14 protein-coding genes are annotated in these 14,748 nt (G+C 37.0%); 1 reads left to right on the forward strand and 13 read right to left on the reverse strand.

The window, feature by feature from the left end:
• Window positions 1–22: 22 nt before the first annotated feature.
• The 10 genes from E7274_RS00520 to E7274_RS00565 all read right to left on the reverse strand — a co-directional run bounded on the left by E7274_RS00520 (window position 23) and on the right by E7274_RS00565 (window position 10,238).
• On the reverse strand, window positions 23–799 hold the full coding sequence (locus tag E7274_RS00520) for a hypothetical protein (protein ID WP_304172837.1): 777 nt from the start codon (window positions 797–799) through the stop codon (window positions 23–25).
• Between the two features lie 128 nt (window positions 800–927).
• Window positions 928–1,686 carry an imidazole glycerol phosphate synthase subunit HisF gene (gene hisF, locus E7274_RS00525; RefSeq protein ID WP_304172839.1) on the reverse strand — a complete coding sequence of 253 codons (759 nt, stop codon included), beginning with the start codon at window positions 1,684–1,686 and terminating at the stop codon, window positions 928–930.
• Window positions 1,687–1,723: 37 nt separating this feature from the next.
• Window positions 1,724–2,329 carry an imidazole glycerol phosphate synthase subunit HisH gene (gene hisH / locus E7274_RS00530; RefSeq protein ID WP_090393891.1) on the reverse strand — a complete coding sequence of 202 codons (606 nt, stop codon included), beginning with the start codon at window positions 2,327–2,329 and terminating at the stop codon, window positions 1,724–1,726.
• Window positions 2,326–4,248 (reverse strand): hypothetical protein, encoded by a 1,923-nt coding sequence (locus E7274_RS00535; RefSeq protein WP_304172841.1) that lies wholly within the window; start codon window positions 4,246–4,248, stop codon window positions 2,326–2,328. Before E7274_RS00535 ends, hisH begins: the two co-directional genes overlap by 4 nt.
• Before the next feature lie 64 nt (window positions 4,249–4,312).
• Window positions 4,313–5,236, reverse strand: a complete 924-nt coding sequence (locus tag E7274_RS00540) for a chemotaxis protein (protein ID WP_044934656.1) — start codon at window positions 5,234–5,236, stop codon at window positions 4,313–4,315.
• A gap of 34 nt (window positions 5,237–5,270) precedes the next feature.
• Complete coding sequence (locus tag E7274_RS00545) at window positions 5,271–6,029, reverse strand: hypothetical protein (protein WP_090393889.1); 759 nt, start codon at window positions 6,027–6,029, stop codon at window positions 5,271–5,273.
• An 84-nt stretch (window positions 6,030–6,113) separates the two neighbouring features.
• Window positions 6,114–7,625: a sensor histidine kinase gene (locus tag E7274_RS00550; RefSeq protein WP_304172842.1), complete on the reverse strand. Its 1,512-nt coding sequence runs from the start codon at window positions 7,623–7,625 to the stop codon at window positions 6,114–6,116.
• A complete protein-coding gene (locus E7274_RS00555; RefSeq protein WP_033154202.1) occupies window positions 7,603–8,292 on the reverse strand; it encodes a response regulator transcription factor in 690 nt (229 codons plus the stop codon). Before E7274_RS00555 ends, E7274_RS00550 begins: the two co-directional genes overlap by 23 nt.
• Before the next feature lie 40 nt (window positions 8,293–8,332).
• On the reverse strand, window positions 8,333–8,935 hold the full coding sequence (locus E7274_RS00560; protein ID WP_304172844.1) for a hypothetical protein: 603 nt from the start codon (window positions 8,933–8,935) through the stop codon (window positions 8,333–8,335).
• A gap of 67 nt (window positions 8,936–9,002) precedes the next feature.
• Window positions 9,003–10,238 (reverse strand): MFS transporter, encoded by a 1,236-nt coding sequence (locus E7274_RS00565; RefSeq protein ID WP_304172846.1) that lies wholly within the window; start codon window positions 10,236–10,238, stop codon window positions 9,003–9,005.
• A gap of 106 nt (window positions 10,239–10,344) precedes the next feature.
• Between E7274_RS00565 and E7274_RS00570 the strand changes: the two genes are divergently transcribed.
• Complete coding sequence (locus E7274_RS00570; RefSeq protein WP_304172848.1) at window positions 10,345–11,427, forward strand: endonuclease/exonuclease/phosphatase family protein; 1,083 nt, start codon at window positions 10,345–10,347, stop codon at window positions 11,425–11,427.
• A 2-nt stretch (window positions 11,428–11,429) separates the two neighbouring features.
• Here E7274_RS00570 and E7274_RS00575 read toward each other — a convergent pair whose 3' ends face one another.
• The 3 genes from E7274_RS00575 to E7274_RS00585 are packed head-to-tail and all read right to left on the reverse strand — an operon-like array spanning window position 11,430 to window position 14,736.
• On the reverse strand, window positions 11,430–12,638 hold the full coding sequence (locus E7274_RS00575; RefSeq protein ID WP_304172850.1) for a hypothetical protein: 1,209 nt from the start codon (window positions 12,636–12,638) through the stop codon (window positions 11,430–11,432).
• 24 nt (window positions 12,639–12,662) lie between these two features.
• The gene (locus tag E7274_RS00580) at window positions 12,663–13,493 is read right to left on the reverse strand and encodes a hypothetical protein (RefSeq protein ID WP_049960265.1); all 831 of its coding nucleotides are present in this window, start codon (window positions 13,491–13,493) and stop codon (window positions 12,663–12,665) included.
• 7 nt (window positions 13,494–13,500) lie between these two features.
• Complete coding sequence (locus E7274_RS00585; protein ID WP_074788988.1) at window positions 13,501–14,736, reverse strand: DUF5716 family protein; 1,236 nt, start codon at window positions 14,734–14,736, stop codon at window positions 13,501–13,503.
• Window positions 14,737–14,748 lie beyond the last annotated feature (12 nt).

Here is a 14,748-nt window from a genome sequence, read left to right on the forward strand (position 1 = left end):
AATGTTAAAGTCCACCATATTTTTAAGTTGTAGTATTGAATTTGCTAATCATATCATCTGCAGATAATGAATAATCTCCGCTATTGGTATATGACTTACGGCCAGTGATACTAGCAAGTTCATTGCCTGCATAGGAATTAGCCATTGATGACTTTGTGGCTACCTGATAAGCATAGCTACCAGTTCCATTAAACAAATCCTTTACATAAGTCATATTTGCTTTATTCTTCAGGAAATCCTCATCTACATTAAGATGATTCTTGTTATCAATGGTAATGCCAGCCTTTCCAAGGGTCTGGGCTGTCTTAGCTGAAGTTGTAACCATCGCTGCAACCTGAGAAAGAATTCCAGTACTCTCTGACTTCTGGCCACTATCTACAAGCTCATTATAAGCATCTGCAAAGCCCTTTATAGCGCTATAAATCTTATCTTTGTCATAGTCCTTTGTAACGTTTCCTTCATCGTCAGTAGATTCGACCTGATCCCAAATGGAATTCTTACCTTTTGCTAAAAGCTTATCTGTAGCTTTGCTCAAATCTGATGAATCATTTCTAATCTCACTCAAATTAGAGTCTGCAATCTTTGACTTTTTAGATGTATCAGACTTTAGGTTTCCATCGTTATCATACTTTGAATAATATGACTTAACCAGCTTTCCATATGAACCTGATTTAATCTGAGATAAGCTTGTTAGAGAGCCTTCTAATCCTCCAAACATTGAATTAATGCCCGAAGAATTGTTGCCTCCAAACAATGAATATATAGAATTGTTTCCAAATGAATTAATAGTTAAAGACATAAACATCACTCCTTTGATAATAAAACATGAACATCCTTGTTCTACTGTTTTGTCTCTTACTTACATTTATACTTACTAACATAATAACAGGGACATGTGAAACTTTTGTTAAAACATATCCCATCTTTTTATAATCTTACAGAAACCCCCTGATTCCTAAGATATTTCTTTAAATCAACGATTTCCAGTTCCTTATAATGGAACAAAGATGCCGCAAGAGCTGCGTCAGCACCACCAATTGTAAGAGCATCCTTGAAGTGTTCCATATTGCCAGCACCACCTGATGCAATGACAGGAATATTTACAGCATCAGAAACAGCCTTAGTAAGTTCCAAATCAAATCCTGCTTTTGTACCATCACAATCCATAGAAGTAAGAAGAATCTCGCCCGCTCCAAGCTTTTCGCACTTAATAGCCCATTCTACTGCATCTATGCCGCAATCTAATCTACCGCCGTGCTTATAAATGTTAAAGCCTCCATCAGGACGCTTCTTTGCATCAATAGCAACAACGACACATTGGCTGCCAAATTTATCAGCAGCATCTGAAATAAGACGAGGATTGTCAATTGCAGCAGAATTGACAGAGATTTTGTCTGCGCCCTCACGTAAAAGAGCTTTGAAATCATCTACAGTACGAATACCACCGCCAACAGTAAAAGGAATAAATACCTGTTCTGCAACACGACGAACCATATCCACAACTGTATTTCTACCATCAGATGAAGCTGTAATATCAAGAAATACTACTTCATCCGCTCCTGCTTTATCGTAAGCTGCTGCGATTTCTACAGGATCCCCAGCATCTCTTAAATCAACGAAATTAACACCCTTAACGACTCTTCCATCTTTGACATCCAAACATGGGATAATACGCTTTGTAAACATAACAATTCTCCTATATAACAAACAACTAGCAACAGAATTAAATCTCTGCAAAGTTCTTCAAAATCTGAAGTCCTACAGATGATGACTTTTCTGGATGGAACTGACAAGCAAATATATTGTCTTTCTCAACAGAAGCATGAATATGACAACCATATTCAGTTGTAGCTGTAACAATAGAGTCATCCTTTGCTTTCAAATAATACGAATGAACAAAGTATACAAATGAACCCTCATCTATACCATTAAACAAACGTCCCTGATTTGGATAATCCAAAGAATTCCAGCCAATGTGTGGAACCTTTAAGCCTGGTCCATCAGGAATTCGCACAACCTCACCATTAAGTAAATGAAGTCCCTCAACCCCTGGAGATTCTTCGCTTGAATCAAATAAAAGCTGTAGGCCCAGGCAAATACCAAGAAATGGCTTGCCGCTGGCAACATATTCTTTTATAGCTTTATCAAGTTCGTATTTTTTAAGATGGTTCATAGCATCAGCAAAAGAGCCGACCCCCGGTAACACCACATGGTCGGCTTTTTTAATTACACTAAAATCCCTGGTAAGGACAGTTTCCTTACCAAGGATTTTAAATGCTTTTTCTACACTTTTAATATTTCCTGCATCGTAATCTAGTATTGCAATCATAAATCTGGTAAACCTAAGCCTCTCAGCACCTTTCTAAGTTCTATTGTATAGTAATGACGGTTTGGCTGATTATATATAGCTAAGGCTTCCTCCTCTGATAATCCAAAAGTCTCAGAGAGTTCAGCAATCATCGTGGTGCCATATGCATCATATTGATCTGCTATACCATATTCTGCAGCATCATCCTTATATTTTTCGTATCTTCCAACACCAATGATTAAAGAATCCAATGCATAATTGTACTGCTCATACTGAATGAATGCTTCGTATTGCTGCTGACAAAGCTGCAAATCAGCAAGAGTTCTTGCTTGATTTCTGAGTAAGGCAACATCCTCATCAGATAAATCAAAACCATTAAGCTTTTCATATGCTGCTATATAATCGCCCGCTTCGAACAATTCATTAGCCTGTGCCATATGACGCTTAAGACCTGTAAAGGTCATCCCAACCATTACTACACCAATTATTGATATAGATAATACCAAAAATGTGGCAATAATGGAAATAGGAATTTTAGGAGAATTATCAGGTTCCTTTGGTTTCTTTTCTTTTTTAGGCTTTGGTTCCTTCGGTTTCTTCTCCTTAGCCTTTTCTTTCTTGGCAGCTTCCTTCTCTTTTTTTGCCGCTTCTTTTGCAGCTTTCTTTTCTTCTTTAAGTCGTTTTTTCTTTTCCTTTGGATCTTCCTCAGGCTCAGGAACTATTGGATTTCCATCTTCATCATAGGTAATCTCAACTGTGGTATTCTTTGCTGCTTCCTCTGCAAGCTCATCCTCATCAGGAGGTCCAAAAAGTATAAGTAAAAGCTTCTGGATAATAGGGTTAGGTTCTTTCTCACCCTTTTCACCTTTTTCTTTTTTATCTTTTTTCTTCTTCTTTTTCTTTTTACCTTTGCCTTTGCCTTCTTCTTCCTCTTCTTCCGGCTCAGATTCCTCGGCAGATTCATCGATGTCTGCAGCTTCTCCAGCACCTTCTTCATCACCACTTAAAAGTGATTGAATATCAAGAAGGTCCTCATCATCACCTTCAAGAAGGTTTTCGAGATCCAAATCGCCATCTCCCGATAAATCAGGCTCGTCTCCATCACCGTACTGAGCCTCATCCAAAGCATCCATCTCATCCGGAAGGAATTCTTTAAGGGAATCATCGAGAGGTTCTTCCTCTCCAGAATCCTCGATAATATCATCTAATGACAAGCCAAAATCATCTGAATCATCTGAATCAGCAGGACTTTCCTCATCTAAAGGAGCATCCTCGGGCTCTTCAATAAAGTTGGATAAATCTATTTCTCCATCATCTGGTATCTCTATAGGTGAATCATCTGCAGCTAAATCAATCTGAGGTTCATCATCTTCAAGAATGTCCTTTAAGCTAAGCTCATCAGAATCATCCTCAGCTTCTTCTGTATCAGGCTCTAACGACTCAAACCCATCTGAAGCCATTTCTTCCTGAGAATCCATTTCAGATTCGCCTTCGTCTTGGGCAACTAGTTCTGGTTCATCCAGTTCATCCTGTGCCTTATTGACAACACTTTTAATATTATTAAGAAGAGAATTTACAACACCTTCAGAATCAGGCAATTCACCTGTTTCCTGGAAAATGCGCTCTTCCTCGTCGATTTCCTGTTCAAAATTACTAATAAATAAATCTACATCATCAGTATCCAATTCTTCTTCAAATTGGCGCAAAAAATCCTCCTCGGAAAGAACCTTTCTGAGGTATGGATGGGAAGTCTTAGTCTGTGCCTGAGAAGAATCAATTCCTGTTGCAGTAAGAAAATCCTCATCAGGAGCAACAGCCTTGCGGCTCTCAACAACCTGCTGTTGCTTCTTCATAGCATTCTCCTGGACCTGCATAGCATCAGTCTTAGCCTTATTTATTGAATTCAGTAGTCCATCTAAGTAGTCCTCTGACTGAGACATCTACATGTCCTCCCTTAAATTTAATTAAGGGGTATGCAAAGCACACCCCTCAGTTTTAAAAATATTAATTGCCTTTACGAGCGACTTCGTATTTAGCAACAAGCTCATCAACAACTGAAATAAGCTTACCAATTTCAGGCTTTGTAAGCTGAGCATCGGCACCAAGGCTTTCGCCTTTACGTCTAATCTCGTCGTTAATAAGTGATGAGAAAATAATAAGTGGAATGTTCTTCATGGTGTCATTTTCTTTAACGAGCTTGCAAAGTCTGTGACCATCCATAAGAGGCATCTCGATATCAGTGATAATAAGATGTACGTCGTTAAGAACTGTACCTCTCTTGTGGAACTCAACAAGCTTGTCCCAACCTTCCTGACCGTTCATATTAACGATAAGGTTAGTGTAACCAGCCTTCTTCAAGCACTCAACAATAAGCTTTGAAAGAAGAGGTGAATCCTCACAAAGTAAAATAGGTGATTTACTACGATCTTTTGTCTCGTAATCATCCATTTCTGAAACCTTAAGACCAGTCTCAGGATTGATATCTGTAACAATCTTCTCGAAGTCAAGAATAACTACGAGTCTGTCTTCTAACTTAATAACACCTGTTGAAACTCCAGATTCATCAGAACTGATAGTTGCATCAGGCTTGATGATGTCTTCCCAAGAAACACGATGGATTCCAAGAACCTCATCAACGTGGAAAGCTGTATTCAAACTGTTGAAGTTTGTAATGATGAATAAGCCGTCTGTATCAGCTTCATCTGTAATATTTAAGCACTTGCGAAGAGAAATGACAGAAATCATAATATCTCTTGGCATGAAGATACCTTCTATAGAAGGATGCGCGTTAGGTAGAGGTGTTACTGGTTGATATAACAAAATCTCCCTAATCTTGGCAACGTTAATTCCATAGAAATTCTTGCCAACCTTAAATTCAAGTACTTCGAGCTCGTTAGTGCCCGACTCTAATAAAATATTAGTATCCATGCAAATCTCCTCTCATTTAAATCAATTATATGATTTATATGGTTGTCCCTCTTGTTGTGCCATCACTTGTAATGAATAATTCAAGTGAGGATATATTTTCTACTGACGAATCGCTGAATAGAAAGACCAAAATAAATGATTTTGATTCTCCAGCTGCCAGTATGCCATCATAGTTAGCTAAATCATTTGACAATGGTGTGTACTGGGTACTTGCTTTTGCTCCACCATTCAATGATAAATTGTATGTTCTTCCTGTATAATTTGAAAAATTAACAGATGAATCTGATGTATTTTTCGCTTCAATAGAAAGTACTACGTATTTTTTGCCAGAAACCTGTTGTAGAACAAAATTGTTTGTTTTGTAATCGGAAGTCACATCAAACTCAGAGCAAGTAAATTCTACACCTGGTATCTCAATTGCATCAGTCATAGAATATCCTGCATCTTCAGAACCTTCTTCGGTAGTGCCTTCTTCAGTCTCATCTGTAACTATAGGTTCACCAGTTTCTGGATCATATTCGACTTCTGTATTTTCCTCGTCAATTACCTCTTCTGTTTCCTCTGAATCAGCTTCATCAGGCTCATATTCATCATCCAACTCACCAGCTTTTACGCGGGCATTGGCAATTCCTGTTGTCTGATTTTTATTGAATTTTGAAACAGTTTTTGAGGCATAAGCTGTGATTACCGCCTCTTCTTCCTCTGTCATAGTGTACAAAGGTTCACCACAAGCGGTGAAAAGTAGAGAAAAACACATAACCGAAATCAAAAGGAAAAATCTTTTAATTTTCATGCTATCTCCTAGAAGAATAAACTAATCATTAATGGTATGTTAGCATTAATATGTGTATTGTTCAACACAAAAAATCAGAAAATTCTATGAATTTTGTTTGATTTTTGTGTCTTTTGTCAAAGTTAACTCAAACCAAAATTCAACTCCATTTGGCAAGTTTTCAACACCAAATTTTTCATGCATCAAATCCATTGTAGCTTTAACAACTGACAAGCCGATACCACTGCCGCCATATTCACGGCTTCTAGCCTTATCAGCTTTGTAAAACTTCTCCCAAATGTGCTTGATGTCCTTCTTGGCAATGTTATTTCCGGAATTGAATACACTGATTCGAACTTTGCCTTTTTTAACAAAATCATATCTTACATTAATGATGTTTTCATTTAATACATAGTGAATTGCGTTACTAATAAAGTTAGTAATAACCTGCTCCACTAAGAATTCGTCTGCATGAACCACACAAGGTTCTTTGTTGATAAATGAATAGGTAATATTCTGTGCTTCGAAATTGATTTTATTGCTATCAACAACACTATCAATCATTTCTGTCACATCAAAATCAACCATATCCATATTCATCTGACCAGCTTCAAGCTGATTAAGAATGAGCATTTCTCTAACCAAACGGTTCATCTTGTTTGCTTCATCAATGATGATATCAAGATAAATCTGACGGCTGTTCTCATCCTCCATAATGCCCTCCTGCAGCCCCTCGGCATAGCCTTGGATAAGGGCAATTGGTGTTTTAAGCTCGTGCGAAACATTTGATACGAATTCCTTTCGCATATTTTCATTTTCTTCACGAACTTCAAGATCGTGTTTCAGGCTTTCATTAGCAGTACGAAGCTGGCTAATTGCACGTTTTAATGTAGTAGACATTTCATTAACATGCTCACCCAAATCATCCATCTCATTATATATAACCTGAGGCGTGTACTTTGCTTCGAAATCGAAGTTTGAAATACGCTTCGTTATATCAATTATGTTAAATAATGGCTGAGTAAACTTTGCAATCGCAAAATGACTAAATATTGCAGTCATAAGAATCGCAATCAGAACCATATATAGGAAAAACTTGTTTGTGATTGAACTGGTATGCTCCATTGCAGATAAAGTAGCTCTAATAAAAACGATACTACCATCAGGGAGCAGTCCTAATAGAACAAGATAATCATCCTCTGAACCTGGAAAAGCCTGCTTAAAAATCTCGTAATTATCATTCTTGTTAATGACATCTACAGATTCATCGTTTGAAAACATTGAATAATTGAGTTGATTCAATAAAATCTCAGAATTAGTATTAGACGAAATTAAAGGCTCTCCGCTAGCGCCTGTAACAACGCAATTTACAGAAAACCTATCAAATAAGGCTGCTATTTCTGCTTCATAATCTTGTCCGTATAAAACACCCTCATTGCACTTATTAGACATGATATCGTAAAGCTGTACCATATCATGTCTCTTTGTTAAAAGATAATAATCGCCTAAAAAGCAGGATGATAGAATACTAACAATAACAAGTGAACCAAGTATGATTGTAACTATCAATCCTACAATTTGGCGATTAATTTTATTAGACCTTTGCGTCGACTTCAAATTTATACCCCATGCCCCAAATAGTCTTGATGTAGTTTCCCTTATCGTCTAACTTACTACGAAGCTTTTTAACGTGAGTATCGATTGTTCTAGCATCTCCAAAGTAATCATAGTCCCAAACATGATTGAGAATCTTTTCTCTTGAAAGAGCAATTCCTTCATTATTGATGAAGTAATAAAGCAACTCGAATTCCTTAACAGAAAGCTCTACAGGAGTACCATCGTTAGTTGCTACATGTGCATCAACATCCAGCTGAATGCCACCAGCTTCAACGACCTTCTTGCCGATTGAATCATCTGTGCTTCTTCTAAGAACTGCATTAACTCTGGCCATAAGAATCTTTGGAGAAAATGGCTTGTTAATGTACTCATCAGCACCAAGCTCAAAACCATTAAGAACATCATTTTCCTCGCCCTTAGCTGTAAGCATAAGAACAGGTATAGAAGAAGTCTCTCTGATTTCTTTCAAAACGGCAAACCCATCAACCTTTGGCATCATAACATCCAAAATGATAAGTGATATCTCGCTGTCCATATAGAACATGTCGAGAGCCTGTTCCCCATTTTCGGCCTCTATGACCTCGTAATCCTCTCTTACCAAATAATCCTTGATAAGTTTTCTCATTCGGCTTTCATCATCAGCCACAAGAATTTTGTTTTTAGACATAACACCAACCCCAATCCTTGAAATAATATTATTGTTGTTCCTATTCCTTCTCCCTGATAGCTTCTTCTCTTTCGGTAAGATCCTGCTCCCAAGAAGAATACTTGTCGATTAGCTTTTCTTCATAATCGAGTATGGTCGGGCTGTTTATTGTGGTACTCACATAAAACATTCCCAAAACGCAAAGCAACAATGCAATGCAAAAAATTAATAGGACTTTGTTGATAGCTTTTAGTCTTTTGATTTCTGAGGAATCATTTGTGACTTTAGCCACAACTTTTTTATCGGCTTTTTCCTTCTTAGCTTTAGATACTTTTTCATCAGAAAATGAATTTGTATCTTCTGTTTTTTCTTCTGGTGTCACGTCTTTAGGGGGTTCTTCTAAAGAATAAACAGGAGGAATATCCTCTGGCGTAAAAACCTCTGAATCTAAAAGATTCTGCCTAAGCTGAGCTAGAAAACTCATACCGATTTCAGTGGAAAACATTCGCTGATTCAAAAGCTTTTTATATACAGTGAGCACAGCATTCTCATCGCTGTCTTTAATCTGCCCCAAGATATACTCAACTGCCTTAAGCTCTTTGGCGGCTTTTTTTGCTTTATTCTCATCATCGAAGATGTATCCACCAATATTATACTTAGCCATATTAATCCTTTAAAATAATTGTATATAATTATTTTAGCAATTTGTACCAAAAAAATCTATCTTTTATTTAATTATTTTCGCAGATTTTTGCTAATCCAAATATAGCTATTATCACTCCTGCAAAAGTGACCAATGTGCCAAACCATAAAGCAGGTGTTACACCAATAATTCTAATTAATACACCACCAAGTAAGCTTGAAAGTAAATTACTAAATGTCATAGCTATAGTTACAAAAGCCTGACCTTTAACAGCATCCTGCTTATTCATGATTTCATCTACAAAATGAACAGATGCTGGTATGAAAATTGCAAAAGCCAAAGCTTGGAACAACATACTGAAATATAAAAATCCAACAGATGTTGCCAAGGTTGTAACAAGAATTTTAACAAAATAAAATACCGCAGAAACACTAAGAAGCTTTTTGGTGCCAAATTTATCCTTAAGCTGATTAAAGAAAATCATAGCAGGAAGCTCTACGATTGCCTGTAGTGCTAGGAGCCCTCCGTTGCTTGCCTCGTTTCCTCCAACATTGACGGTGATTTGATATAAGAAATTGTTTATCAAAACATGTCCAAAATAAAAGCAAACAACACCAATTAAAAATACGAAAAACATCTCATATTTACTAATAAACTTCTTTACTGATTCTAAACTGAAACTATCTGATTTTGACTCTTCGGAAAATGGATCATAATCTTCATTAATTTCAATTCCCGAATTCTTTAATTCTCTATATATAAGAATGATTACAACAACAAAGGCAGCAGAAACAATAAATCCAAGAATAGTTACTGCCCTTTCAGATGTAAGAGTCATGAAATTTCCAACAAGCAAACTCATTATAAAAAAGAAGAAAGACCCGCTTGCTCTGGCAACTCCAAAGTTCATTTTCACATTGTATTTTTCAATATGGAAATTAAGCGCATTTAAAAATGGCTGTATTACTGTGGCAACCATAGCTCCAATAAAGAATGTGAAGCTAGTCCCAAAGCCCTTAGAATTTGTTCCTATAGCAAAGAATAAATCCAAGGTAACAATAGCACCAAGCAAAGCTAAAACATCTACCACGTCAAAGCTAGCAGCTTTTTCTGTCAGATATGAAACAACCTGTTGTAACACTGTAGCTACTAAAAAGGCGATAGCAAATAAAGCACCTATCCCAACTGTGGAATAACCTCTGTTAGATAAATAAGCTGAGCCCATGCTGATTGTACAGCATACCATCATCCAGTATAGACCCTGAGCTATTATGTAGTATAAATTCAGTCTGTACTCTCTTGACTCTTTAATTTGAAAAATCATGTCTAACTCCTTAAAATTATTTTAATATATTATGAATTTTAGAATTCTAACAAGCTTTTATGATATATTATTAATGAATTTTTAAACATCTGAAAGGAAAGAATATATGGCAAAAAAAGTTTTAAAAACCATTCTTATTATTCTACTAATCATCGTTCTTTTATTTGTCGGATATTTAGTTTATGTATTCGCTTCGTATTATCGTTTAGACGATAATCTAGAACTCGAAATCGAAGGTTCAGCATCTACAGATACTCTTTCAATCGGAGAAACCTATCGAATATCATCTGCAAATCTTGGATTTGGCGCATACTCTGCAGACTATTCATTCTTCATGGATGGCGGCACAGAGTCATGGGCCTACTCAAAAGAAGCTGTGTACGATAACATCAATGGCTCAGTAAATAGCGTTATGTCATTAGACCCAGATTTAATGTTGTTCCAAGAAGTAGATATCGATTCTACAAGAAGTTATCACGTAGATCAGAAAGAACTTATCATTTCAGATTTAGCTGATGCTGATATAAGTGATGTAAACTACATTTTCGCCCAAAATTATGATAGTCCATTTTTGATGTATCCTTTTACTCAGCCTCACGGTAAGTCAAAAGCTGGACTCTTAACAGTTTCACCAGCCACAATAACAAGCTCTATCCGTCGCTCTCTTCCAATCGAAGAAGGCTTATCAAAGTTCATCGACCTAGATAGATGCTATTGCAAAAACTATATTGATCTTGATAATGGCAAGCAGCTTGTTTTATACAATGTTCATTTGTCTGCATATACTACAGACCCATCAACAGCTGAAAACCAGGTTGTCATGCTCAACGAAGATATGACCGCTGAGGTTGAGGCTGGCAATTACGTTATTGCCGGTGGCGATATGAACAAAGATATGCTTGGTGATTCATCTGCATACTTCGGAACAACTAGCGAAGCAAATTGGGCTCAGCCATTCCCAGAAGATTTATTATCTGATGACTTTAGTGTAGTAGGTCCACTTGATGAAGCAAATCCTGTTCCATCATGCAGAAACGCCGACACACCATACACTGAGGATTCCTTCGTATTAACAATCGATGGTTTCATTGTTTCTTCAAATGTTAAGGTTGAATACTCAAATGTATTAGATACAGGCTTTGCATATTCAGACCACAATCCAGTTTATATGGACTTCATTTTAGAATAATATTAAGCATTCTTTCTGGCACTGCTTGAGCTTGTGCCACAGAGCTTATCAACTGATTTGATGATTTCCTGAATTTCAGGTAGATAGTGCTCATGGTTAATCATGAGCCTATCTATTTCATCTCTTTCTTCTTGAACAATCCTACGATGATCATCTAATCTATCCCTAATCTTCTTTCTTCGCATAACAAGTCTATGTCTGCATTCTGACATATCCTGTCTATCAACAAGGGCATTTACCTGATTCAACCAGATCTTATCATCAGCAAGTCCGATTTCACCTAAAATTCTCTCCAATTTAGAATTGTAAAACTCAAGATCTTCGTTGTTTTGAATATATCTTTGCTGGTCTCTAAGCTTATCTTGATACTGTTCCCAAACGTATTGAAGCTCGGCTGAAGTTTTGACAAAATATCTATCTTTTGAATACTCAACCGAATTAGTCACATTAACGTATTTCATTCTTTCTACGTTGAGCATACTAATAGCCTGATTTAAATGCACAATGGCAACTTTATTTTCTCTGGCAATTGTATTCTGACGAACAAAAACAATAAATCCGCTAACAGCGCAGATAAATAAAACTATAAACACCCAGATAGAAATATCTGCCTGGGCCGCATTGTACATAGCAAGCAATAAAATAAGCAGCGTCATAAAGGATGCAAGAATGGCAACGGCCATCTTTCTAAAGAGTTTAATCTGCCCCTGAAGCTCTTCTCTTTCGATTTCCCATCGACTTTTTTCACCTTCAAGATAAGCAAGATTTCGCTTAAGCTTTGCCTGATATATTTCGTCTGATGCAAATCGATTAATGATTTCAGGCATATCAGCCTCATCATCAGAAATTACTTCGTATTGTTCATCTGTAATGTTTCGCTGGATTGATCTTGCATTAACAAGATTGTTTTCCAATTCGCATATACGTGACGCAGTATTACGAAGCTCCTTTGCTTTTTCCTTTGGCAGATTCTCTATAGCCTTTATGTCATTAAGATAACGAGTAACAATGCGATACTCCATCTTTTGGCGTTCCATAGCCTTAGTGGATGCAATAATCTGCTCGCAGGAATCCAAAATATAATGTTCAAGCTTCTTTGGATCTTCCCAACTATCGATTCCTTCGATTTGGGAATAAACTCTGTTAAAAGCATCATCAATTTTAGCTGCTCTAAGTTCTTTTTTCTTTTTTCTACTTGAAAAAAATCCCATACATTTCTCCCTTTAGGATATTAATTAAATCCTGCAGATTTTTATATATTCTTCTTTCCAATTATTGATAACATTTTGGATTGTTTCCTTTGACACTTGTGATGATTCACCATAAAGCAAATCATTTATAGCGCTATCAAAACCAACAATATCTTCTTTTATTGTGGACCTGGAAACAATCTGCAAAACTTCCTCTACATCGCTTCTAGGAACTTGATATTTAGCAACATACTCCTCAAATCCGAGCTTATCCTTGCCACAGCGAGCTGCGTATAAAAGACAATAAAGTGTCTGCTTCTTTTGATTACGTTTGTAGCCTTCATCAAAGCATTTGCTGGCCTCATCAAAAAAGAAAAGCTTTGCAAAAGCACATCCTAAATTGTGATAAACATCTCCTTCTACTGTACGAGGCATTGTCTTTGCAACATCCTCAGCAAGTAAAGTCTCGTATTCATAGATGGCATCTACAAGCTTGTTGCCAAGCATTAGTCTATCAGCCCTCAGCTTACGTCTTTCGGCCTCCGATTTGTTTTCAAAGGTAGAAATAATCGAAAGGGCATCCTTAATCTCTTTGTTGGAAGCGTATCCATTGGCACTTAAAATATGGCCTACAAAAATATGTAAAGGCGAATTGTTTTGCACCATTGACTGAAGCTCGCTAGCAAGCTTAGGAAACTTAAGCTCTCTGCCAATCCAATTACAAAGCTCCGTGTTCATCAGCTTAGTAGAAAGCAAATAAACATTATTTAGCATGTAATAGCTAAGCTCCTCAAGAGAATATACATTCAAAGACACTTCTTCTATGTAATAAGGTGTAGCTGCTATTGAATTTTTGCAATAAATCAATGTACTCATAAACTACCTACTTAATTGAAATAGTGTGTTCCCAGCTTTTGCCAGAGGATGGAGAAATTTCTCCGAATCCTAAATCCGTAATTACGATAGATACAGCCACATCAGAAATAGGACTTGCTTCTATTCGAAGACGAGTGGTTCTGTTTTCTCTTTTTGGCATATCTGTTAATTCAAGAACCTCTGTATGAGCTTCCCTTGATTCTGGCCTTTGGATATAGAATTCAAGCTCTGGCTCACCATCCAAAATTACTTCACACTCTCCCTTTGCATCGTACCAGCTTTGGCCGGCATCGATAAGGGTGAAAAATTTCATAACATTATTTTCTAAAATCTTTATTGAAAGATTAAGCTTTAAATCGTTGTCGCCAATGTAAATGAAAGGCCAGTCGCGTTTGCCATCCTTGGTGTAGCCTGCATAACATGCGCCCTTTGAATAAAGGTTTTTTCCCATGAACACCTTACGGCCCTTGCAAAGTCTAGCAAGGCTGACCTTCATCCACTCGCCATCAAAGCCGTCACCAACAAGATAAACTGATGAAAACAAAGTACTTCCAAAAGTATCTGCTATTATCTCATCAAACTTTTCATCTCGATTGTCGGTAATATCTCCATGATTAACTACATCAAGTGTAATCATCTGAGGACGAGTACTTTGATTACGATTCAACACACATGAAATCATGTTTGAACCGCTGTAATCAAAAAGGGCTACGCTATATAAAAACAACTCCGGCCTCTGTGATAATGCATAAAAGTAAAAGCATTCGTTGCGGTCGATAAGCATAAGCCTATTGGAATCTATGGATAGTCTGGAGATGATATAATTCATCAATTCCATGACCTCAAGATTTACCTGATCTACGCAAACAACAAGCTTTTCTATATCCCCCATGGCAGCCATAGGACCTGGAATAGCAAAAAGCTTATTAAAATATATAACCATAAGCTCTCTAGCTTGAAAGCTTTCTCCATCAACAAAAACTTCCTCATTCTTGAGAGCCAAAGTATATAAATCGTCTACAAGCATAGCCTCCTTTGTGCGGCTTTTGCTAATAGCTTCATCGCCAAAAAACCATTGTCCCATACCGTATCGCTTAGCAAGTACTGTAGGGATGGAATAATTTTCCTCACCAAGAATCGTGCTGACTGTAGCCGGCTCATCCATATTTGATTTATAAATACTAAGAACTGTGCTTCTGGCACTAATATCTATGCCAAGATAAGCCCCCTCAGAATTTCCCATATAAATCCTCTT

This window comes from Pseudobutyrivibrio ruminis, assembly GCF_015057245.1.
GTDB classification, from domain to species: Bacteria; Bacillota; Clostridia; order Lachnospirales; family Lachnospiraceae; genus Pseudobutyrivibrio; species Pseudobutyrivibrio ruminis_E.